The sequence below is a fragment of the Actinoplanes sp. URMC 104 genome (assembly GCF_051386375.1).
GTDB lineage: Bacteria > Actinomycetota > Actinomycetes > Mycobacteriales > Micromonosporaceae > Actinoplanes.
In genome coordinates this window covers 53,512-73,244 of the sequence record NZ_JBPQTO010000008.1, presented here as the reverse complement: position 1 = coordinate 73,244, position 19,733 = coordinate 53,512, and the positions used below count along the sequence as shown (strand labels likewise).

The following is a 19,733-nucleotide window of genomic DNA, read 5'->3' as shown; positions in this document are numbered from 1 at the left end:
CCGGCGCACTTCCGCAACAACGGAGCGGACTGCTGGTTCGCCGGCTACCCCACGGTCGTCGGCCTCACCGCCGCCGGCGCGCGGGTGCCGGTCGCGCAGACCCCGCGCGGCTTCGCCGGCGGGCAGGCGAAAGGCACCGACGAAGTGTCGCCATTCCTGCTGGAGAGGGGCGACACCGTCTCCGCCGTCATCGAGGCGCTGAACGCGACCGGGAACGGCAGGGCCTGCCCGGCGGTCACCAAGCTGCGCATCACCCCGCCGAAGCGGACGACGGCGGTCACCGTCGCCTGGACCGGCGGTTGCGCCGAGCTGCAGGTGCACCCGGTCTTCCGCGGCACCACCGGCCAGGACACCTGATCAGCCCGGCGCTCGCTCCAGCGGCGCCAGAGCCGTTGAGTAGGCGGTGGTCTGTGGTTCGCGTCGCGGTAGACCAGTGTGTTGCGTTCGACGTAGGGCGGCAGGCGCTGGTGGCCATGCTCGTCGCGGTGGCTTCGATGCTCGCCGACCGGCTCAGCTGGTGGTATTCGACCGCGGCCTGCGCCCGTCGCGGCAGGCGCAGGCGGAGCACCACGCCGACACGGCGGCCGAAGAACTCCCCCGCGCGATCGAAGAGGGCGACGCTCAGATCAGCCGCTACCGGGCTGGGCTGGATGCCGATGGCGACCCCACGGCTGATCGCGGAAGGATCAGACCACAGCGATACGGAAGATCGCACAGGCACGACTCGGCCTGGCCTCCGGCACGCTGACCCGCATGAGCGAAGCTCTGAAACAAGCAATCATGGAGGCACTTGGCGGCCTGCTAAGCCTGCTTGCGATGTTGAGCCCAGCGATTGGGCAGAGATACGCCCGCGTTGGACTGCAGATGACAGATCAACCTGGCAGCGAGACGGTCCTCGCTCAGATCACTTCAAAGCCATTCGAAGGTGTCGTTGATGTGTGTCCAGAGACCGATACGCGCGACAGGCACACGGTGGTCGCCTGTAGGAAGATTCCTGTGGACGTGAGGTTGACATCTGGCCTCAGCGCAGCGGCGTGCCGGGGTCGAGCCAGGTCACCCGGTCGTACCCGTACGCCTGACAGACGTCTTGAAGCGACCCGCGTACCGCGTCCCATTCGGCGCGGAGCACCAGCTCACCGTCCAGGTTATGGATCGTCGCGAGCACCGCGACACCGGCTGGCGCGGGAATCGAGATCGGCTGGTCGATGCGGGCGCCGCCGTACGTGGTGCTGACGAGCGCGCCGGTCAGCGGGGCGGCCGCAAGATGCGGGGTGGCTGCCAGCAGGACGCGGGCTAGCGTGCGGACGTGAAGCAGGTCGATCGTCAGCACCGGATGGCTTCCGCGGTGGTCGAGCAGCAGGCAGTCTGCGGTGACCAGCGGCCCGTCCAGCGGGGTGAACAGGCGCTGGTCACCGTTGTCCAGCTGGTAGGCGATGATCAGCCGGCCCATCGCCGGCTGGGACCAGCGGACGGCCACCGTCATCGTGCACACGCCGGACTGGACCCGCGTCAGCACGGCGGTGGGCGACTCGCTAGTCAGCTGTAGTGGGCCGTGCGGTGCGGTCCGCCGTAGAGGGGCAAGCCTGCGAGGCGGCCTGGGAGCGGATGCCAGATCCAGGCTGGAAGAGGAGGAAGGAGCGACTTTCGGGACCGGGACCGGGGACGGGCGACCGCGGTGCCGCAGGTACGGCAAGTCAGTGCGCGGCGGCGCGTCCTCGGGCGACCCGAGCGTCACAGCCCCACCCCGTAGTCCCGGGCCAGCCCGGCGATCCCGTCGTCGTAACCGTCCCCCAGCACCCGGAACTTCCATTCGCGACCGTGCCGGTAGACCTCGCCCAGCGCCAGCGCGGTCTCCGAAGTCAGCCCCTCGGCGAGGTTTTCGGAGCGCACCAGCTCGGCCCCGCCGTTCAGGTTGAGCACGCGGATCTCGCAGGTGCGCAGACGGCCCAGGGTGCGGCGCTGAGCCAGCCCCTCGTTCACGTAGGCGATGATCACGATGCGCGTCACCAGCGGCGGCACGCCGGACAGATCAATCTCGATCTGGTCGCGGTCAGCGCCCAGCAGTTCTTCGATCTTGCGGACGGACAGGTCGGGCGTCGCAAGCTGGTTAAAGAACACAAAGTGGTCGTCGGAGAGCGCCCGCTTGGCCGGATCGCACAAGACGGCTGCGACGACCAGGTTGTCGGCGAGCACCCGCTCGGCCCCAGCGTCGAAGCGCACACCGAGCACGACCCCGGTCAGGTCGGTGATCTCCCGGGTGAGCGACGCGTTGGCGCCTCGCTTCATCGCGGCCACGCTCAGGTCACCAGAGGTCGAGGTCGGAGCGGGTGAACTTGGTGCGCAGGAAGGCACCCTGGGTCGTCAGCGCGTCGGCGTCGCGGTCCCGCACGGCGGCGAGCGCCTCGGTCGCCGCGGCGTGCAGATCGGCGAGCTGGTCGCGCAGGTGGTCCACCGGGGTGCGCCCGTCGGCTCGCGGCTTGTCGCGCTGGTTTTCGTCGATGGCGAGGTAGCGGTCGAGTGTGGTCGGGAGATAGTCGGCCACGGTCGCGGTTACCAGAACCACAGTGCTAACCTCCAGAGCCTGCTGCTGGGTGGTGCCGAGGATCGTCCGCAGGGTGTCGGTGATCCAGCGGGCTTGCACGGTCGCCCAAATCGGTAACTGCCCGGCGCTGCGGTTGATGCGTCGGTCGGCCTCGTCGAGGGCGGGGCCGGGCTGCGGCGGCTCGACGGCCCGCACCGGCTTCTCCTCGCGGCGGAACCAGCGCACGGGTTCAGCTTCCGCCGTCCAGCTGCCGGGCCCGTTCCAGGTATGGACGGGCCCGGTGCACCTGGCCCTCGAGCGCGTGCACGGTCTGCTCCATCGACTCGACCGCCTGGGCGCGGAACGTATCGATGGCGTCCATGGTGGCGAAGACGTTGTCGAACGCGGCCTGCAGCTTGGTCACGTCAACGGTCGCCGAGGCGGCCTGCTGGTTGATCGCGGCACCCTGGGTGCGCAGTTGCTGCGATGTGGCTTCGATCAGGTTCGACGTGACCGTGTTGAGCGCGTTTATCTGGTCCAGCACGAGTTTCTGCCGCGCGAGCGCCTGCGAGACGATGACGGCAATCCGAAGCGCAGCGACCGTCGTGGTCTGCGACCTGTCGACGCCCTTGATCAGCTCGAGGTTGTTCTTGCGGATCAGGTCGAGCGCCAGGTAGCCCTGCACGCTTACGGCCATTTGGGTCATGATGTCCTGCCGCCGCTGCCGCACTGCGAACAACGCATCCGAGGTCATCGTCGTTGCATCCTCGGACCGGCCCGCCTGTTCCAGCGCCGCGATCTGGGCAACGAGCGCCTCGTCGAGTGCAGCGGCGAGCTCGTTGTACTCGCTGAGCCGGCCCATCGAGGCCCACAGGTTGGCCTTCTCGGTCTCGATGGCCGCGTTGTCCTTGCGCAGCTCGTCTTGACCTGAGGCCAGTGCCCGGATGATCGCGTCGAGGTGGTTCTGAGCGGAGCGATACCGGGCGAAATAGCGATCGACCTTGTCGCCGCCCGGCATCCACCTCAGCACCTTCTTGACGCCGGTGAGGTCGGCCCGTTTAGGGTCCAGCTCGGTGACGGTGATCCGAAGGTCGGCCAGCGTCCTGGCCACCCTGGCCTGGGCGTCGCCGCCGCTCTTACTCACCGCCGCGGCGGGCCTTTCGAGCATCCGGCTGGAGGCGGTGGCGGCCGCCCGCATGTCCCGGTCGCCCAGGCTCGTGATCGAGGCAATCTTCGAGGCGAACTCCGGGGACCGCGTGTCGAGTGCCGCCAGTTCGGCGACGAAGCCCGCGGCGCGCTGCTGCAGCTCGGTCTGTTTGGCGGCAGGCACCGCGACGGCGCCGGCCGCCTGCTCGAGGGTCACCTCAGCGACGGGGGCGGGGGGTGTGAGCACCAGCGGTTCGGGTGCGCCGCCCAGATCGAGACTCGACATGCCGGTCAGCCCACGCTCACGCCGAAGTCACGGGCGATGCCGGCGAGTCCGGACGCATATCCCTGGCCGACCGCACGGAATTTCCATTCGTTGCCGTGCCGGTACAGCTCCCCGAAGATCATGGCGGTTTCGGTCGAGAAGTCCTCGCCGAGGTCGTAACGTGTCAATTCCATGCCGTTGTCCGAATTGACGATGCGGATGAAAGCGTTGCGTACCTGCCCGAAGGATTGGCGGCGCTGTTCGGCCTCGTAGATCGAGACCGGGAAAACCACCCGCTGACATTCGGGCGGGACATCGTTCAGGCGTACATTGATCATCTCGTCGTCGCCGTCGCCGCCACCGTTCAGGTTGTCTCCGGTGTGCTGGACTGACCCGTCCGGACTGTTCAGATTGTTGAAGAAGACGAAGTGCTTGTCTGACAAGATCTTTCCCTGACCGTCGACCATGAGGGCGCTGGCGTCCAGGTCGAAGTCCGCGCCGGACGTGGCGCGCTCGTCCCAGCCCAGGCCGACCATGACGGCTCGAAGATTGGGCGCCTGTTTCGTGAGTGAAACATTGGCACCTTTGGTGAGACTGACCGACATCTCTCCGCCTCCGCATCCTCTCCCATGGTTCTGACCGGCCAATCGTTCTATACGAGGACCAGACGCGGCCGAGAACGGAGATTCTCGCCCATTCCCGGCCGAGGTGTGCCTAACGTTTGACGCGTGTTTATCCGAACCTTCGGGTGGTCTCTCACGATTACCGTGGCGGCCCTCGCCGGCGCACTGTTTCTCGGCGGCCCCGACGCCCTGGTGCTGGTCGCCATTCTCTGCGTGCTGGAGATTTCGGTCTCCTTCGACAATGCGGTGGTCAATGCGACGGTGCTGGAGCGGATGAGCCCGTACTGGCAGCGTCTGTTCCTCACCGTCGGCGTGCTGATCGCCGTGTTCGGCATGCGGCTTCTCTTCCCGCTGCTGCTCGTCGGGGTCACCGCGCAGATCGGGCCGATCGAGGTGGTCCGGCTAGCGCTGGAAGGCGGGCCGGCCGACCAGCCGGGCACGTACGCGCATCTGCTGCACGACGCGCACCCAAGCATCGCCGCGTTCGGTGGCACGTTCCTGCTGATGCTCTTCCTCGATTTTGTCTTCGAGGACCGAGCGGTGACCTGGCTGGGCTGGCTGGAGCGGCCGCTGGCCCGGATCGGCAAGCTGAACCAGGTCTCCTCGGTGGTTGCCCTGGCCACGCTAGTCGTCGTGGCCGAGACGCTGGCGCCGAGCCCAGCCACCGTGATGATCGCCGGTGGTCTGGGCATCGTGACCTACATGCTCGTGAACGGACTCGGCGAACTGTTCGAATCGGAAGGCTCGGAGGACGGCGCGGGCAGCGCGGGCATCCACGGCGACGCACTGACCGTTGAGAACTCGCTGGCGCCCTCGAGCCAGTCCTCCGGCCCCAGCAAGACGGCGCAGGTAACAGGCAAGGCTGCGTTCTTCCTTTTCCTCTATCTCGAGGTGCTGGACGCCTCATTCTCGTTCGACGGTGTGGTCGGCGCGTTCGCGATCAGTCAGGACATCTTCATCATCGCCGCCGGCCTCGGCGTCGGCGCCATGTACATCCGGTCGCTCACGGTCTATCTGGTGCGCAAGGGAACGCTCGACGAGTACGCCTACCTCGAACACGGGGCGCACTGGGCGATCGGCGCCCTCGCGGTGATTCTGCTCGTCAGCATCAAGCACGAGGTGCCCGAGGTGATCACCGGTCTGGTCGGCATCGCGTTCATCGCTGCCGCGATGATCTCATCCGTCGTGCGCAACCGGCGGGGTGGCCTGGCCGCCGCCGCCGAGGAGCGCCGGCACGTCCTCATCAATTCCTAGGGGTGAAGACCATGGGTGTGAGCCTGCGCAAGGGCGAGGCGGTTTCCCTGCAGAAGGTGGCTGGCAGCGCCGTACTGACCCGCACGCGGATGGGCCTCGGCTGGGACGCCGTACAGAAGCGCGGCCTGTTCGGCGGCAAGAAGGAGCAGAACATCGACCTGGACGCGTCATGTGTGCTGCTGGACGCCGCAGGTACCGTGCTCGACCAGGTCTGGTTCCGGCAGTTACGCAGCCGCGACAGCTCGGTGACGCACACCGGCGACAACCGCACCGGCGCCGGCGATGGCGACGACGAAAGCATCATCGTCGACCTGAGCGCCGTCGCGCCGTCGGTACAGACCCTCTTCTTCGTCGTGAACTCGTTCACCGGGCAGGACTTCAGCCAAATCGAGAATGCGTTCTGCCGCCTGGTCGACGAGACCACGGGCCGCGAGCTGGCCCGTTTCGACCTGTCCGGTAGTGGCACCCACACGGCGCAGCTGATGTGCAAGCTCACCCGGGGCAGCGACGGCTGGGTGATGACCGCGGTCGGCGTGCCCGCGTCCGGCCGCACCTTCGCCGACCTGCTGCCTGCGATCACCCCACACCTTTAGCCTGACTAACCTGACTAAGGAGCAACCATGACTGTCAGCCTGGTCAAGGGCGGGAACGTCTCGCTCACCAAGCAGGCCGGCTCGGCCGGTCTGGCCGCGGTCACCGCGGGTCTCGGCTGGGATGTGCGTACCACCACCGGCACGGACTTCGACCTGGACGCCAGCGCGATCGTGGTCGACGCGGACGGCAAGGTGGTGTCGGATCAGCACTTCGTGTTCTTCGGCAACCTGGCCACGCCGGACGGGCTGGTGCAGCACACCGGGGACAACCTGACCGGCGCCGGTGACGGCGATGACGAGCAGATCAACCTGCGCCTGGGCGAGCTGCCGGCGGACACCGACAAGGTCGTCTTCGCGGTGTCGATCTACGAGGCCGAGCAACGCAAGCAGTCCTTCGGCCAGGTGCGCAACGCGTTCATCCGGGTGGTCAACCAGGCCGACGGGCAGGAGCTGGCGCGCTACGACCTGTCCGAGGACGCGTCCACCGAGACGGCCATGGTCTTCGGCGAGGTCTACCGCAACGGCGCGGAGTGGAAGTTCCGGGCGGTCGGCCAGGGCTACGCGTCCGGGCTACGCGGCATCGCTCAGGACTTCGGCGTCAACGTGGCGTGATCGCGATGCCCATCGACTACACGAAACGCGCGCCCACACCCCCGGTGTCGTTGTCGAAGGTGAGCCTTACCAAGTCGACGCCGACGGTCTCGCTGACCAAGCAGGGTTCGGCGACCGGTGTACTGCGGGTCAACCTGAACTGGAATCAGCAGGCGGCGTCCGGCGGCGGCCTGTTCCGGAAGAAGTCCGCACCGGGCGTGGATCTCGACCTGGGGTGCCTGTACGAGTACACCGACGGCTCCAAGGGTGTCGTGCAGGCCTTGGGCGGCATGTTCGAGGACTACCACACCTTCGGCGACGAGCCGATCTGCCGGCTGGACGGCGACGACCGATCGGGAGCCAACTCCCAGGGCGAGAACCTGCTCGTCGACCTGCGGCACCGCGATGCCATCCGGCGCATCCTTGTGTTTGCGTTCATCTATGAAGGGGTGCCCAACTGGGCCGCCGCGGACGGCGTGGTCACCGTGTTCCCGGCCAGCGGCCCGCAGATCGAGGTGCGGCTCGACGAGGCCGACGACCAAGCCATCACCTGCGCCATCGCGATGATCGAGAACACCGGGAACGATCTTTCCGTACGCCGCGAGATCCGTTACATCCGAGGCGGTCAGGACGTGCTCGATGCCCTCTACGGCTGGGGCATGCAGTGGTCACCGGGCAGCAAGTGACCTGATGCGGCACTTCGCCCACCTCGACCACAAGGTCCGAGACAAGCTCTTCGCCGTGCCGCCTGAGCCGTTCGAGCGGTGCGCCGGACCGGAGCTGCTCGCCCACGCCTTGGGTGCCACGCTGTATCTGCCGGGCAACCGGCCCCACCTCACGGACGACCTGCGCCGCGTCGCCGCGCGGGGCGTCGTGAGCACGGTCGTCTGCCTGGAGGACGCGATCGCCGACGACGACGTCGCCGCCGCCCAGCGCAACGTCGTCGACCAATTGTGCGGCCTGACCGCAGCCGAAGCTCCGTTGGTCTTCGTGCGGGTCCGCCGCCCGGACCAGATCGGCGGAATCGCCCGCGGGCTCGGCGCCGACCCCGCCGTACTCACCGGTTTCGTGCTGCCGAAGTTCGGCGAGTCCGACGGCGCCGAGTTCCTCGACGCGCTGCTGGACGCCGAGGCCGCCACCGGCCGGACGCTGTTCGCCATGCCGGTGCTGGAGTCACCCGACGTCATCCACCAGGAGACCCGGGACGGCACGCTGGAGGGGATCCGTCGCCTGATCGGCAAGTATCCGGGCAGCGTGCTGGCCCTGCGCATCGGAGCGACCGACCTCTCCGCCGCGTACGGTTTGCGCCGGGCCCGCGGTCTGTCGGTCTACGACGTCCGCGTGGTGGCCGAGGCCATCGCGGCCATTGTCAACGTCTTCGGCCGCGCTGACAGCTCCGGCCACGTGATCACCGGCCCGGTCTGGGAGTACTTCGGCGAAACGGGCCGGCTGTTCAAGCCGCAGCTGCGCGAGTCGCCATTCCATGCGCACAACGCGACCGGCCTGCGGCAAGACCTGATCTCGGCCGGGCTGGACGGCCTGCTGCGCGAGGTGGTGCTGGACAAGGCGAACGGGCTGACCGGCAAGACAGTCATCCATCCGAGCCATGTCCCGGTGGTGCACGCGCTGACGGTGGTCACCGCCGAGGAGTACGCCGACGCCCAGGACGTGCTCGCGACCAGCGCGGGCGGCGGGGTCCGGGCGTCGGCCTACCGCAACAAGATGAACGAGTCCAAGCCGCATCACGCCTGGGCAGAGCGCACCATGCGGCGCGCCGCACTCTTCGGCGTCGCCGCCGAGGGCCTCAACGCGGTCGACCTGCTCGTCGCCGGCACCGCCGGATGAAGGCCGCGACCGCCGGATCCCGCACCGGAGGGCCGCCGTGGCCGGGCGCCTGGCTGAGCGAGCGGCTACCCGCCACCCTGACCGGCACGGCTCACGCCACGCTCGGGCTGGCCCTGCGGCACAACCCGAAGCGCGCACACCTGCTGGTCTCGCGGGTACTGGGCAAGCATGTACCGGTCGAGCCGAGACACTCGCTCGGCGCTGCGTATCGGCTGGGCGCCCTGGTGCGTGCCCAGCTCGGCGACCTTACCGAACCGCCGCTGGTGATCGGCTACGCCGAGACCGCCACAGCGCTCGGCCAGTGCGTGGCCGACATGCTGCCCGGCGCGTCCTGCTTGCACTCCACCCGCCGCCTCAGCACGGGCGTCGCGCCGGTCGCCGCGTTCGCCGAGGAGCACTCGCACGCCACCGACCATCAGCTCATGCCGGCCGATCCCTCCCTGCTGACCCGGGGCGGCCCGGTCGTGCTGGTCGACGACGAGCTCAGCACGGGCCGGACAGCGGCCAACACGATCCGCGAGCTGCACGCCCTGGGTCCGCACAGCCATTACGTGGTAGCGACGCTGGTCGACGCCGCCGCCCACGAGCGACTCGACGCGCTCGGTTTACCCGTCTCGGTCGTCGCCGCGGCCCACGCCCGGTTGACCCTCCCCGACAATGCGTTGGCCCGCGGCCGGGAGCTGGCCGAACGCTACGCCGAACCGCCGCGAGGGCCGACCCGGCACCCCCACGTCGATCACCTGCGCCTGCCGTGGCCCGCCGGCCTGCCAGAAACGGCCCGGCACGGCTTCCACCCCACCGACCGCGAGCGCCTCGAGGAGGCAATACCCACCCTCATCGAGCACATTCCGCGCGTACGCCGCCTGCTGGTCCTCGGCACCGAGGAGCTGATGTACACCCCTCTGCGGCTCGCCGCGGCGCTCGCCGAGCGCGGAGACCGGGTGCTCTTCGCGAGCACGACCCGCTCCCCCGCAGTCCCCATCGACCAGCCCGGATACGCGATCCGCAACGCGATCACATTCGAAGCGCCCGACGGCCAAGGCGCCCGATTCGCGTACAACCTGGCCGGTCTCGACGTCGACGCCGTGCTGCTGGTCGTAGACCTGGCCGTTGACCGCGAACGGCTGACCACTGCAGGCGGACTGGTGCCCGCGCTGGGCGCCGTCAGCGACCACGTCATCGTGGCTACCGTCGGCGAGCAGGTCCCGTGAGCATCGCGCCGCTGCGCGGGCCGACCTTCGGCTCCTACCGCCGCGACGAGGTTGCCTGGCTGCTCACCGACCTGTCCGGCGTGCGGCTGGAGGCACCCGCCGAACAGCGCGAGCAAGCCATCCAAGCGGGGCGGGCGCACTATGCCGAGTCCTTGCCAATCGAATACCAGCCCACCGACGAGTACGTGGCGCTTTTCCACCGGGCGCTGGACAACAGCGCAGCCCGGCTGGCCCATGACGTCGGCGTGCTGGCCGAGCTGATCCGCGACCGGGTAAGCACCCGCCCGGTGCTGCTGTCGCTGGCCCGCGCGGGCACCCCGATCGGGATCCTGCTACGTCGATGGTTTCGGCACGTCCACGGGCTCGACCGGCCGCACTACGCCGTCAGCATCGTCCGCGGCCGGGGCATCGACGCCGCGGCGCTGCGCTGGGTCGCCGACCGGCACGACCCGGCCGACGTGGTGTTCGTGGACGGCTGGACGGGCAAGGGCGCGATCGCCCTGGAATTGGCCGGCGCGCTTGAGGAGCTGCGCCGCCGCGACAGGCTGGACGTCCCGGGCCCGCTGGCCGTGCTCGCCGACCCGGGCAGCTGCACCAGTCTGCACGGCAGCCGCGACGACTATCTCGTGCCGTCGGCCTGCCTCAACTCGACGGTGTCCGGCCTGGTCTCGCGGACGGTCTGCAATCCCGCTCTGCTCGCCGCGAAGGACTTCCACGGCGCCAAGTTCTATGCCGACCTGGCCGGCGCAGACGTCTCCGGGCTGTTCCTCGACAGCGTGAGCAGATGGTTCGACTCTGTCTCGCCCGCGATCGCTCGGGACTGGCCGCGGCTGGCCGCCTCCAACCGCACACCCACCTGGTCGGGATGGGAGGCGGTCCAGCGCATCGGGCGGGAATACGGCATCCGCGACACCAACCTGATCAAGCCCGGGGTGGGCGAGACGACCCGGGTACTGCTGCGCCGGGTGCCCTGGCGGGTGCTGATACGCCCGGACGCGGGCTCCGACGCCGAGCACATCCTGCTGCTGGCCGCCCAGCGCGGTGTCCCGGTCGAAGAAGTGCCCGGGCTGCCGTACCTCTGTGTGGGTCTGATCCGAGAGCTGACCGGATGATCGATCTGCCGTCCGCAGGATTGCGGGGACGGCCTCTGATCGCGGCCGACCTCGACCGCACTCTAATCTATTCGGCCGCCGCGCTCGGCCTAGCCGCGGACGACCCGGACCCGCCGCGGCTGACCGTGGCCGAGATCCGCGAAGGGCAGCCGCTCAGCTACTACACGCGTACCGCCGGCCGTCTCCTCGACACCCTTGACCGGACCGCGCCGTTCGTGCCGGTCACAACCCGCACGATGGCCCAGTTCCGGCGGGTACGCCTAACCGAGCGTCCCGCCCGCTTCGCGATCGTCGCCAACGGCGCTCAGATCCTGGTTGACGGACAGCCTGATGCGGCGTGGACGCGGCACGTGTCCGACCGGGTCGGCGCAACGTGCGCTTCGCTCGCCGAGATCCGGAACCACCTCGGCTCTCTCGCCGACCTGGCCCGGTTACACACCGCCGACGACTTCTTCTGCTACGCCATCGTGGAGCGTGCGGAACTGCCGCCGGCCCTGCTGGACGACCTGACCGGCTGGGCGGCCGCGCGGGGCTGGGTGGTGTCGCTACAGGGACGCAAGCTCTACTGCCTACCGGAGCTGCTCACCAAACAGGCCGCGGTCACCGAGATCGCCGGCCGGCTCGGCTGCGACGTGGTGCTCGCCGCCGGAGACTCGGTGCTCGACCGGGACCTTCTGGCCGCCGCCGACTACGGGGTACGGCCGGCGCACGGCGAACTGCACGAGGGCGGCTGGCAGGCACAACGGGTCAAGGTCACCGCGCACTCCGGCGTACGGGCCGGGGAAGAGATCGCCGCCTGGCTTCTCAACGCCGCGCTCACCCTTCAGCGAGGTCATCCAGGTCGACGGCGGCGATCAAGGCGCTAATGTCAGGCTCGCGGCTCAGGTCGATGGGCGACAGCTCCTTCATACGGCCGGTGCGGCGGAACAGCGCGCCCGACGCCACCGCGGCGATGATGCGCTCGGCGTCCGCCTCCTCCCACCGGATCCCGGTCAGGGAGGCGCGCGTGACCGTGAGCGCGCCCAGACAGGGCACCACAGGCCGACCGTACGCGTCCCGGCCGGCATCACGCAGAACGACCACCCGCGCGGAATACAGCCCCGGCGCGATCGCGAACGCCTCCCGCAAGGTCACCAGCACTTGCCCGAAGACGAAATGCGCGTAGTACGTGGCCCGGTCGGTGGCGGTGATCTTTCTGAGCGAGATATTGCCGGCTGAGGTACGAGCAGCCACCTGCTCGGGCACCGCTTCCGTCGCCGGCGGCACTAGCAGCACGAGCGACACCACAGCCCCGTTCACGCCAACCGCTGCGGCCGGCGCCTCATTGTCTTCGAAGGCTTCTGCCAGCGTGGCGAGGACGGTGTCCGGATCGTTGTCGGCCAGCAGCTCCCACTGGACGTCCAAGTCGCGCTGCCACTGGGCCTGCTGCGCCCTCAGCCGCTGGGCCTGACGGTCGGCCTCGGCCTCGGCCAGCAGCACCGCCTGCTCCCGGGCGGCGGCGCGTTCGGCCCGCTTGAACAGGCCGATGCCACCGAGCATCTGCTGCTCGTAGTGCGCCAGGATCGCGGCCCGATCGACCGGCGGCGGCGCGGGAGCAACGGGCCGGCGCGCCGGCGGAAACTCCACCCGGTGCAAGTTCAAAATCCGGTCGAACGCGTCGGCCAACTCGCGAGCCTTCGCCTCCTTATCGGCCCGCCTGCTCTGCGCGGCCACCGCACGCCTGTACGCGGCCTGGCCCTGCCCGCGGCTCCGACCGCCGCCGGACAACGACGAGTAGAAGCTAACGGGCCCGATTCCGCTTGAAATTGCGGTGCGCCCACCCCCGAAGTGCACGCGTGCAGCCCGCGGCCCGAGGCTGGTACGCAGTCCCCGCGACGAGGCCCGGATCCGCACCCCGGGCGCCAATTTGATCGAAAATCCCATGACGTGTGAGGAATCAGCCCTTGGCGCTAGAGGCGGGGGCCAGCCCGCCCAGCCCTGTATTCCTGCCCAGGCCAAATGCTCGAATCTTCCCGTGGCCGCCCTCGCGGGGCGGCGTCGCGAAATCAACAGCTGCCCTGCCCAACTTCGCCTTCCACTCCAGCGGAATCAGAACCGACTCCGTGTTGAGGCCAGTGTGAGCACCCTTGGGCGGCACCATCATGCTGACGATCGTGCCACCGGCCGGCGGCGGGCAGGTTGGGAATGCGTAATCGCAGGTGGCCGCCGACGTAGTGTACGAGGTTTTCAGCGATGAGGCCGCCGCGGACGCGGCCAGGTCGGCGTGGGCATCCTCGTGGACAACCGGGCTGCCGTCGCGGTCGGCGCCCGGGGCTTAGGCCGATGATCCCGTCGGCGTAGGCCGCCACGGTCTAGTGATGCTCGATGACGATCATTGATTTGTCGGCCCTGGGTCCGCGATCCGTGCGGCCGCACTCGCCGCTCTACTTTTGCCCGTCGGGTGGCCACGGCAGGCAGCGCAGACAGAAGTTCCTTAGCCCGCCCCCTGTGCCGAACCACGCTCCCGGCGCGACGGCGGTGAGGATGCGGTCGGCGTCCGCATCCTGTCACCGAATCCCAACCAGTGCCGCAGCGTCACGGTGACCGCGGCCGGGCAGGGCACTACAGCGCGACCATAGACGTCTCGCCGGTCGTTACGCAGCACCACCATCCGCGCCGAGTCGATCCCGGGTGTGACCGCGAACACCTCCCGCAGCGTGACGAGCACCTGCCCGGACACGGAGTGCGTGGAGGTTGAGGATGCGGTTGAAGGCGTCAGCCAGGTCCCGGGCCCGCGCCTCCGTGTCGGCCTGCGCGGCCGGGCGGCCTTGCGCGGCCAGCTCGCGCCGGTAGGCGTCGGCTTACTCCGGCAGCCGCTGAACGAGCAGGAGAAGTTGACCAGGGCCACGCCGGTCGGCATGCCCCTGGCCACCGCCGAGGTGGACCCGGGCCGCGCGGTCCGAGGCTGGTACGAATGCCTGCGAGGAAGCGCGGATGCGTCCACCCGTCGCTAGCTTTACCGAGGACCCCGTCGAGGTGCGGAGCTCAGCCCACGATCCGGCGGGCCCGCGCTTGGGCGAGCCAGTCCGGATACTCGGTCATCAACAGGTCGAACAGCTCATCATCGCCCAGCTCTATCGGATCGGAGACGGCGAAGAAGTTCGTGTTATCAAGCATACGGTCCGGCATTTCGTCGAGCTCTTCCAAGAAGGCGAACTCGCTCGAGTACACCGGCTGTGGCGCCGGCGCCGTCCGGCGTCCGAACAGGCCCCGCCGCACCGGTTTCACGGCCTGGGAGGATGCCTGGCTGATACCCATGAACTGAATGAACATCGGCTCCCGGCTGGAGGCACGGATCTCGTCACGGGTGGCGTCCTCGTCGAAATCCGCGCCGTCGGTGAGGAACATGACGTAGACGGGCACCGACTCTGGGCCGGACACCCCGGAACCGAAGTAGTACCGGCGCATGAGATTGATCGCGTCGCCGTAGTAGGTGCCGCCCTCCAGGTCGTACTCGGCGAGGATGTCACGCAGATGGGTGCGATAATTCTGCGGCGTCATGGTGCCGGCCTCGTAGCTGCCCACCCCGAAGAGGAAGCAGTCGATGGAAGCGTCATCGTCAAAGCGCATGCCGAGAGCCAACACCCGCTCGGCGAAGGCCTGAACTTTCCCCGAGTCGTACAGATCGGCCATCGAGGCTGAGATGTCGAGACAGATCGCGACCCGCGCGGTGTGCTCCTGAAGTCCCCGCTTGCTGAGCGACACCCCGGCGCGTTTGGTGAGGTCAAGCAGATGGCGGTCGCCGCAATCGGCCAGGGACTTCTCGAGGCGCACCAATCTGTCCGCTTTCGACAGCGACACGGGCGTCGGCGTTTCCACGACGATGCCGAACGCGGTGGCCAATCCGGTGAGCCCGGTGTCCCAGCCCTGACCGACGGCGCGGAACTTCCACCCGCCGGCGCGGCGGTAGAATTCGCCCACTGCGAAGGCGGTCTCCTTGTTGGCCTGCATGTCGTCGAAGCGGACCAGCGGGCGCTTGTCCAAGCCTGCGTCGGAGACGAGTAACGTCAGTTGGGGCACCCGCCCGATCGGCTCGCCGTCGGTGGAAGCCGCGATGACGATCCGATCGACGCCGGGCTCGACCGCCCCCAGCTCCACCTCTATGCCTTCGAAGCCGACGCCCCCGGCCGGAGCCTGCTTGCCCAGGTGTCGCACCGCGCCCGATGCGTGGCGCGGGGCGTTGTAGAAGACGAAATCACCCGGCCCGCGAACCGTGCCCTCCGGCGTGAGCAGCAGCGCCGAAACATCCAAATGCGGCGCGTCCGGTCTCGCCTTCCACGTGAGAGTGACCAGAACCGACATGGCGCCCAGCGCCGTATTGGCACCCTTGAGCAGCACCGTCATGGAGACGATCGTGCCATCGCCTGGCTTAGTGTGTGGCCGAAATGCAATCGCCCACGCTCGCTCGCAGAGGAGTTAGGTGGCTGCTCCCGTGTTGCGCTTGCGACCGGTCCGGCCGGTCCGGTCGCAAGCGGGATCAGCCGGTCGTGCCGGGCTGGGCGGCCATGACCTCGAGGGTGGATACACGCTAACCCGCCACCGACCGGAGGCACCCAAGCGTCGCGGTGGTATGAGCAGGCTCGGCTGCCGTGAGATCTGCCAACTGGTCCGAGCAGCGGACCCTGCTCGTCTCCTTGTCAGCCGCGACCCCGAGCCGCTCGCGCGCCTGCATGGCGCGGATGGTCTACCGGCGTGAGGGCAGCGCGGGCATCCGCTCACGCCGCACTGCGATCAGTTTCCGCGTCGGTGCGTCGAGGAGAAATATCGCGCCGGCGGCTGCAAAGAGGCGAGAGCCAGTCGTCGGACTTAGTCGCATGCGATGCCATCCTGGTCGCGATCCAAGCCGAGGCGGTAGCCCTCTTGGCCGCGACGGATCGGGGCCACACCAGCGGCCCTCGCGGCGGCGCAGTTGGGGAAGTAGCTTTCGGCCGCGGTGGATGGCGAGATCGAGAGCACGGAAGTCGCGGGCAGGTCGCCCTGTATTTCCCGGCACCCGTTCAGCTGAGTAGCGATGGCGTCGCGCATGGACGCGGTGAGTCGAAGTCCATACCCGCTGGTCACCCGAGTGAAGCGGACGACGTACGTGCACCGGTACAGCTTGTTGGGCGGAAGCCACGAGTCGGGCCCGGAGTCCCGCTTCTGCATATTCGCGGAGGCGTCGACCGCAAGGAGGTTGGCTGGGTCGTTGGCAAAATGAACGCGCCGGTCTTGCGTCCAACTGGCGGCGCCGAGCTGCCAGGCCAGGGACAGCGGTACCACGTGGTCGATCTGGATGCCGCCACCGGAGAGCTCGATTGCGCGGCCGGTGTACGGATCGTTCAGCAAGCCGGCGGCGACGGTGCAGCGTCCCAAGAAGCGGACTCCATGGAGGTCGCGGCGCAGAATGTCGTCACGGGTGTCACAGCCATTGCCGTCGACGTCAGCCCATGGCGCGCCGAACACGGCCGAACGGTCGTAGCCCGGCTTAGAGCCGCGGCCACCTACCGGGATCCGGGCAAGAAGCTCCCGGACGGCTTCCACCTGCGCTCCTACGTCGGGAGCAGGCGATGCTGGACTCGTGGTGACTGCCGGGGCTGCCATGACGCTCGCGGCTGCCGTAACCGCGGGCGCTGCCGAGACGACCGGCGCAGTCGGTGGCGGGGCGTCGGCCCGGCAACCGGCGGCAGCCGCCGTGGCCAAGGCCACGGCGGCGGTGAGCAGGAGGGGTCGGCGGGCCACGCGTCCCCTTTCGGCAGCCGCCCGGCCCGGTTAAGCGGCTCGGACCGTACGGTGATGGCCGCGATATTAAACCCGCCGCCCCGACAACCGATCAGCAGAGCCATGAGCCGAACCAACATCAACCACGCTCAGACGATGCTGTGCGTGCGGATCTATCGCGCCGGCGCCTTCATGAACGGGTGGGCCGCCAGGGTGTTCCGTGACCCTGCCACCCAAGAAACCCAGACGGTTTACACCACCCGTCGTCAGCTGTTCAGCTACCGCACCACTTCGAAGCAGGAGCCGACTGGAGGCGCGATCGTCATGTCGCTCCTCGCGACGGCGATCTTTGCGATCGGCCTGGCTCTCCTTGTGCTCGCCGGCGTGACCTTCGTGCTTGAGGCGCCAACACGAAAGCTGATCGCGATGCGGCGTGAACGCACGCCTGTGCTGCCGTCACGCCGTAAGACCATCCGCGCCACGCAAAGGCGGGAGCGGGCTCGCGGTCGCGGCTGACAACGCGACGGGACCCTTTCTAATCCGTCGGTCGCCGGCTCCGAGACTCCGAGAAGAGGCGGGCGCGGGGTGCCAGGCTCCAATTGATGCATTACGGATCCGGGTCAGATGATCCGTGACACTCCGGCTAGAAATCTTCCGTAGCAGTGAGGTTAGTGGAACCGACGATGCGGCGTGCCTCGGCGATGACGTCTGCGTCGACGTCTTGTTCGGTCGTAGCGCTGAACTCCAGGACGCCCTGCTCGAGCAGGGCCGCCGCCCCGCCACCGACGACGAGATACGCGCCCTCGCCGCGGTGCTGCAGGTGCCCGCAGTCCGGGTCCGGCAGGCGTTGCCTGACCCGAGCCGTTGACCAGCTCGCCCGGACGCCCGTAGAGCCCACCGGCTGGCCGGCCCGGTCCGAGCTGCCGGCATGGCCGATCCCGTCAGTGCGCGACGCCCGGGTCGATGGCCAAGACCTCCCGGACGCGAGTGGTTTCCGCGCGTAGCAGCTGCGCCGCGACCTTATGCCCGGCCACCTCGACGATCGCGGCGGCATCGGCGAGCAGGATGGGCCAGGCAGCGGCCAGCGTCTCGCGCACGTCGCAGTCGGAACATCCGCAGTACGGGCCGACGGCCGGCGACACGACCTCATCGGCGTAGCCGTCCTCCTCGGCCAGCATCGCGTCGCCAAACGCTTCCAGATGTGCGATCGCGGCACGGTGCGCCTCCCACCCCGCGTCACGGATGCGCGACCCGCTCACCGCCAGCCTCCAAGCGCGCTGGCCGGCTGACGCCGCCGGCGCGGGTCACGGACGGTCTGCGCCATCTCCAGCGCCTTCTGCAGACGATCGGCTACCACGGCACCCTTTCCCTTTACGCTGCATCGGCGCGACCGCGCCTCACGAAGAACGTTCGCCCAGAGTGGCGAAGCGGTGTCGGCGTTGCGGTTGGCCGCGGCGTTACCGGCATCGCGAGCTCGCAGCAGCGACTTACGGCCCCGAGCGCTGCGGCCGCGGGCCGGATGGGGCAACCGCTTGGTGGCTGTCCCGCCACAGCACCGGCCCCGCACGACCAACCCGTCGAGGCGGTGGCCAGCACGGACAGCCCGCTACCGCCCCGAACCTGGTAGTCGACGGCGAAGACGAACTCGACCTCGCGGTCGTCGCCCGGGCTGGTGCGCAGGTTCGCCGCTCGCGTCCGCCAGCCCGGCCGCTCGGCCGACGCCTGGCGTACCGCGGCGTGCCGGTCGGCGCCGACCGCTCCGACCGGCTCCCGGCTCGCCGTGCCCAGCACACGGCTCGGGCGCCCGGTGCGCCCGGTGCGCCGGTGCGCCCGGTGGGCCCGCGCATCGTTCAACGACTCAACGTCGGCGCCGCGGCCCTGGCGCCGACGACGACTCCTGAACTCCAGGCCGTCCCCGGCGTTTCGGAGGAGCCGACACACCGCGGGTCAGCTAACCCACCAAACTCGATAGGCCGCGATTTCCGTCGCCCGCTGCCGCCGTTGGGCGACGCGGCATCCGGCGCGCACCGAGCCATGGGCGAGGACGACCATGACGGCAGCCTGACCGCGGTCATGCAGTCGCCGCGTCCGCCGGTGGGCGGACGCGGCCATCCGCGACGTGCCACTTCTCAAGGGGCGACGTAGGAGACGCCGTCGCCGAAGAGGGACTGGTCAAGCTCGATGTCGAGACTGCGGATGCAGCCGTACTTGAGGACGCAGAAGCTCATCACGCCGGTGAGCACCGTTTGGCGGGTCCAGTAGCCACCGTTCTGCGGCTCCCGGTCGATCTTGGTGACGTTCTGGTCGGTCCACTTATAGGTGTACTGCGCCAGAATCCGCCGAGTGATCGTCACCCTCGGGTCTGAAACCTGCGTGACCTTCGCACCGTCCCAGCACCAGTACTGCCGGAGGTGGACGGTGCCCATGCGCTGCCCGGACATGGTCCGCAGATCCTGCTGGGCATGCGCCTCCCGGCAGCCCACCGCCGGGTGACCCTCAACGGCCTGCGCCGGACCAGCCGGCGCAACCGCGATGGCCCCGAGAGCCAAGGGGACAAAGGTCAGGGCGGTTGCGCGTGACATGCGGTTCATGGCGATCCTCCGAGCTGGGATTGGGCAGCCGATTCGGCCAACGCGTCGCAGATCGCGACTGTTCGCGAAACGGTTAATGCTGCTGCCACGGCCGCGGGAAGCTCCTAGTTCACATCATCGGGAGAGGTCACCCGATCGTGTCGGTGGATCGACCGTCAAGATGCGGACCGCGGTGACCGCCCCGCCTGCATTGGTGACGAATTCACCAACCACACCACCACTTGTTTTTGATGCGTACCGCCAGC

Annotated in this window: 21 protein-coding genes; 11 read left to right on the top strand and 10 right to left on the bottom strand. The window is 68.8% G+C overall.

Annotated features, from left to right (window positions below; all coding sequences use genetic code 11):
- On the top strand, positions 1–357 hold a 357-nt coding region (locus tag ACSNN8_RS25300), incomplete at its 5' end, for a DUF4232 domain-containing protein (RefSeq protein WP_436652036.1).
- Between the two features lie 664 nt (positions 358–1,021).
- On the opposite strand, the gene ACSNN8_RS25295 is transcribed toward ACSNN8_RS25300, so the two are convergent.
- The 5 genes from ACSNN8_RS25295 to ACSNN8_RS25275 form a co-directional block, all read right to left on the bottom strand.
- Positions 1,022–1,483 (bottom strand): hypothetical protein, encoded by a 462-nt coding sequence (locus ACSNN8_RS25295; RefSeq protein WP_436652035.1) that lies wholly within the window; start codon positions 1,481–1,483, stop codon positions 1,022–1,024.
- A gap of 248 nt (positions 1,484–1,731) precedes the next feature.
- Entirely contained in the window at positions 1,732–2,286 is a 555-nt protein-coding gene (locus tag ACSNN8_RS25290) for a TerD family protein (protein ID WP_436652038.1), read from the bottom strand.
- A gap of 16 nt (positions 2,287–2,302) precedes the next feature.
- On the bottom strand, positions 2,303–2,767 hold the full coding sequence (locus ACSNN8_RS25285) for a hypothetical protein (protein ID WP_436652034.1): 465 nt from the start codon (positions 2,765–2,767) through the stop codon (positions 2,303–2,305).
- Between the two features lie 4 nt (positions 2,768–2,771).
- Positions 2,772–3,953 (bottom strand): toxic anion resistance protein, encoded by a 1,182-nt coding sequence (locus ACSNN8_RS25280; RefSeq protein WP_436652033.1) that lies wholly within the window; start codon positions 3,951–3,953, stop codon positions 2,772–2,774.
- A gap of 5 nt (positions 3,954–3,958) precedes the next feature.
- The gene (locus ACSNN8_RS25275; protein WP_436652032.1) at positions 3,959–4,537 is read right to left on the bottom strand and encodes a TerD family protein; all 579 of its coding nucleotides are present in this window, start codon (positions 4,535–4,537) and stop codon (positions 3,959–3,961) included.
- A gap of 123 nt (positions 4,538–4,660) precedes the next feature.
- Here ACSNN8_RS25275 and ACSNN8_RS25270 point away from each other — a divergent pair, with 123 nt between their 5' ends.
- The 8 genes from ACSNN8_RS25270 to ACSNN8_RS25235 are packed head-to-tail and all read left to right on the top strand — an operon-like array spanning position 4,661 to position 12,027.
- Positions 4,661–5,809, top strand: a complete 1,149-nt coding sequence (locus ACSNN8_RS25270) for a DUF475 domain-containing protein (protein ID WP_436652031.1) — start codon at positions 4,661–4,663, stop codon at positions 5,807–5,809.
- Positions 5,810–5,820: 11 nt separating this feature from the next.
- The gene (locus ACSNN8_RS25265) at positions 5,821–6,402 is read left to right on the top strand and encodes a TerD family protein (protein WP_436652030.1); all 582 of its coding nucleotides are present in this window, start codon (positions 5,821–5,823) and stop codon (positions 6,400–6,402) included.
- Between the two features lie 27 nt (positions 6,403–6,429).
- Positions 6,430–7,014: a TerD family protein gene (locus ACSNN8_RS25260; RefSeq protein ID WP_436652029.1), complete on the top strand. Its 585-nt coding sequence runs from the start codon at positions 6,430–6,432 to the stop codon at positions 7,012–7,014.
- A gap of 5 nt (positions 7,015–7,019) precedes the next feature.
- A complete protein-coding gene (locus ACSNN8_RS25255; RefSeq protein WP_436652028.1) occupies positions 7,020–7,679 on the top strand; it encodes a TerD family protein in 660 nt (219 codons plus the stop codon).
- Positions 7,680–7,683: 4 nt separating this feature from the next.
- A complete protein-coding gene (locus ACSNN8_RS25250; RefSeq protein WP_436652027.1) occupies positions 7,684–8,838 on the top strand; it encodes an HpcH/HpaI aldolase/citrate lyase family protein in 1,155 nt (384 codons plus the stop codon).
- Positions 8,835–10,049, top strand: a complete 1,215-nt coding sequence (locus ACSNN8_RS25245; protein ID WP_436652026.1) for a phosphoribosyltransferase family protein — start codon at positions 8,835–8,837, stop codon at positions 10,047–10,049. The genes ACSNN8_RS25250 and ACSNN8_RS25245 overlap by 4 nt, the downstream gene beginning before the upstream one ends.
- A complete protein-coding gene (locus tag ACSNN8_RS25240) occupies positions 10,046–11,161 on the top strand; it encodes a cysteine protease StiP family protein (protein ID WP_436652025.1) in 1,116 nt (371 codons plus the stop codon). Before ACSNN8_RS25245 ends, ACSNN8_RS25240 begins: the two co-directional genes overlap by 4 nt.
- Positions 11,158–12,027, top strand: coding sequence for a hypothetical protein (locus ACSNN8_RS25235; RefSeq protein WP_436652024.1), 870 nt, complete (start codon positions 11,158–11,160; stop codon positions 12,025–12,027). The genes ACSNN8_RS25240 and ACSNN8_RS25235 overlap by 4 nt, the downstream gene beginning before the upstream one ends.
- On the opposite strand, the gene ACSNN8_RS25230 is transcribed toward ACSNN8_RS25235, so the two are convergent.
- The 3 genes from ACSNN8_RS25230 to ACSNN8_RS25220 all read right to left on the bottom strand — a co-directional run bounded on the left by ACSNN8_RS25230 (position 11,978) and on the right by ACSNN8_RS25220 (position 16,720).
- The gene (locus ACSNN8_RS25230) at positions 11,978–12,874 is read right to left on the bottom strand and encodes a hypothetical protein (RefSeq protein ID WP_436652023.1); all 897 of its coding nucleotides are present in this window, start codon (positions 12,872–12,874) and stop codon (positions 11,978–11,980) included. The genes ACSNN8_RS25235 and ACSNN8_RS25230 overlap by 50 nt on opposite strands.
- A 1,311-nt stretch (positions 12,875–14,185) precedes the next feature.
- The gene (locus ACSNN8_RS25225) at positions 14,186–15,544 is read right to left on the bottom strand and encodes a VWA domain-containing protein (RefSeq protein ID WP_436652022.1); all 1,359 of its coding nucleotides are present in this window, start codon (positions 15,542–15,544) and stop codon (positions 14,186–14,188) included.
- A 462-nt stretch (positions 15,545–16,006) separates the two neighbouring features.
- Positions 16,007–16,720 (bottom strand): GmrSD restriction endonuclease domain-containing protein, encoded by a 714-nt coding sequence (locus ACSNN8_RS25220; protein WP_436652021.1) that lies wholly within the window; start codon positions 16,718–16,720, stop codon positions 16,007–16,009.
- A 300-nt stretch (positions 16,721–17,020) separates the two neighbouring features.
- Between ACSNN8_RS25220 and ACSNN8_RS25215 the strand changes: the two genes are divergently transcribed.
- Positions 17,021–17,413: a hypothetical protein gene (locus ACSNN8_RS25215; RefSeq protein WP_436652020.1), complete on the top strand. Its 393-nt coding sequence runs from the start codon at positions 17,021–17,023 to the stop codon at positions 17,411–17,413.
- Positions 17,414–17,618: 205 nt separating this feature from the next.
- Positions 17,619–17,765 carry a hypothetical protein gene (locus ACSNN8_RS25210; protein ID WP_436652019.1) on the top strand — a complete coding sequence of 49 codons (147 nt, stop codon included), beginning with the start codon at positions 17,619–17,621 and terminating at the stop codon, positions 17,763–17,765.
- A 73-nt stretch (positions 17,766–17,838) separates the two neighbouring features.
- On the opposite strand, the gene ACSNN8_RS25205 is transcribed toward ACSNN8_RS25210, so the two are convergent.
- Together ACSNN8_RS25205 and ACSNN8_RS25200 are read right to left on the bottom strand one after the other, a co-directional pair.
- Positions 17,839–18,156: a hypothetical protein gene (locus tag ACSNN8_RS25205; RefSeq protein WP_436652018.1), complete on the bottom strand. Its 318-nt coding sequence runs from the start codon at positions 18,154–18,156 to the stop codon at positions 17,839–17,841.
- Between the two features lie 870 nt (positions 18,157–19,026).
- A complete protein-coding gene (locus ACSNN8_RS25200; protein ID WP_436652017.1) occupies positions 19,027–19,488 on the bottom strand; it encodes a hypothetical protein in 462 nt (153 codons plus the stop codon).
- Positions 19,489–19,733: the final 245 nt, after the last annotated feature.

Excerpts from the sequence above, each read along its gene's own strand:
- ACSNN8_RS25295 (WP_436652035.1), bottom strand. The coding sequence starts at position 1,483 with ATGACGGTGGCCGTCCGCTGGTCCCAGCCGGCGATGGGCCGGCTGATC.
- ACSNN8_RS25290 (WP_436652038.1), bottom strand. The coding sequence starts at position 2,286 with ATGAAGCGAGGCGCCAACGCGTCGCTCACCCGGGAGATCACCGACCTG.
- ACSNN8_RS25280 (WP_436652033.1), bottom strand. The coding sequence starts at position 3,953 with ATGTCGAGTCTCGATCTGGGCGGCGCACCCGAACCGCTGGTGCTCACA.
- ACSNN8_RS25275 (WP_436652032.1), bottom strand. The coding sequence starts at position 4,537 with ATGTCGGTCAGTCTCACCAAAGGTGCCAATGTTTCACTCACGAAACAG.
- ACSNN8_RS25265 (WP_436652030.1), top strand. The coding sequence starts at position 5,821 with ATGGGTGTGAGCCTGCGCAAGGGCGAGGCGGTTTCCCTGCAGAAGGTG.
- ACSNN8_RS25260 (WP_436652029.1), top strand. The coding sequence starts at position 6,430 with ATGACTGTCAGCCTGGTCAAGGGCGGGAACGTCTCGCTCACCAAGCAG.
- ACSNN8_RS25255 (WP_436652028.1), top strand. The coding sequence starts at position 7,020 with ATGCCCATCGACTACACGAAACGCGCGCCCACACCCCCGGTGTCGTTG.
- ACSNN8_RS25250 (WP_436652027.1), top strand. The coding sequence starts at position 7,684 with ATGCGGCACTTCGCCCACCTCGACCACAAGGTCCGAGACAAGCTCTTC.
- ACSNN8_RS25245 (WP_436652026.1), top strand. The coding sequence starts at position 8,835 with ATGAAGGCCGCGACCGCCGGATCCCGCACCGGAGGGCCGCCGTGGCCG.
- ACSNN8_RS25235 (WP_436652024.1), top strand. The coding sequence starts at position 11,158 with ATGATCGATCTGCCGTCCGCAGGATTGCGGGGACGGCCTCTGATCGCG.
- ACSNN8_RS25225 (WP_436652022.1), bottom strand. The coding sequence starts at position 15,544 with ATGACGGTGCTGCTCAAGGGTGCCAATACGGCGCTGGGCGCCATGTCG.
- ACSNN8_RS25215 (WP_436652020.1), top strand. The coding sequence starts at position 17,021 with ATGAGCCGAACCAACATCAACCACGCTCAGACGATGCTGTGCGTGCGG.
- ACSNN8_RS25200 (WP_436652017.1), bottom strand. The coding sequence starts at position 19,488 with ATGAACCGCATGTCACGCGCAACCGCCCTGACCTTTGTCCCCTTGGCT.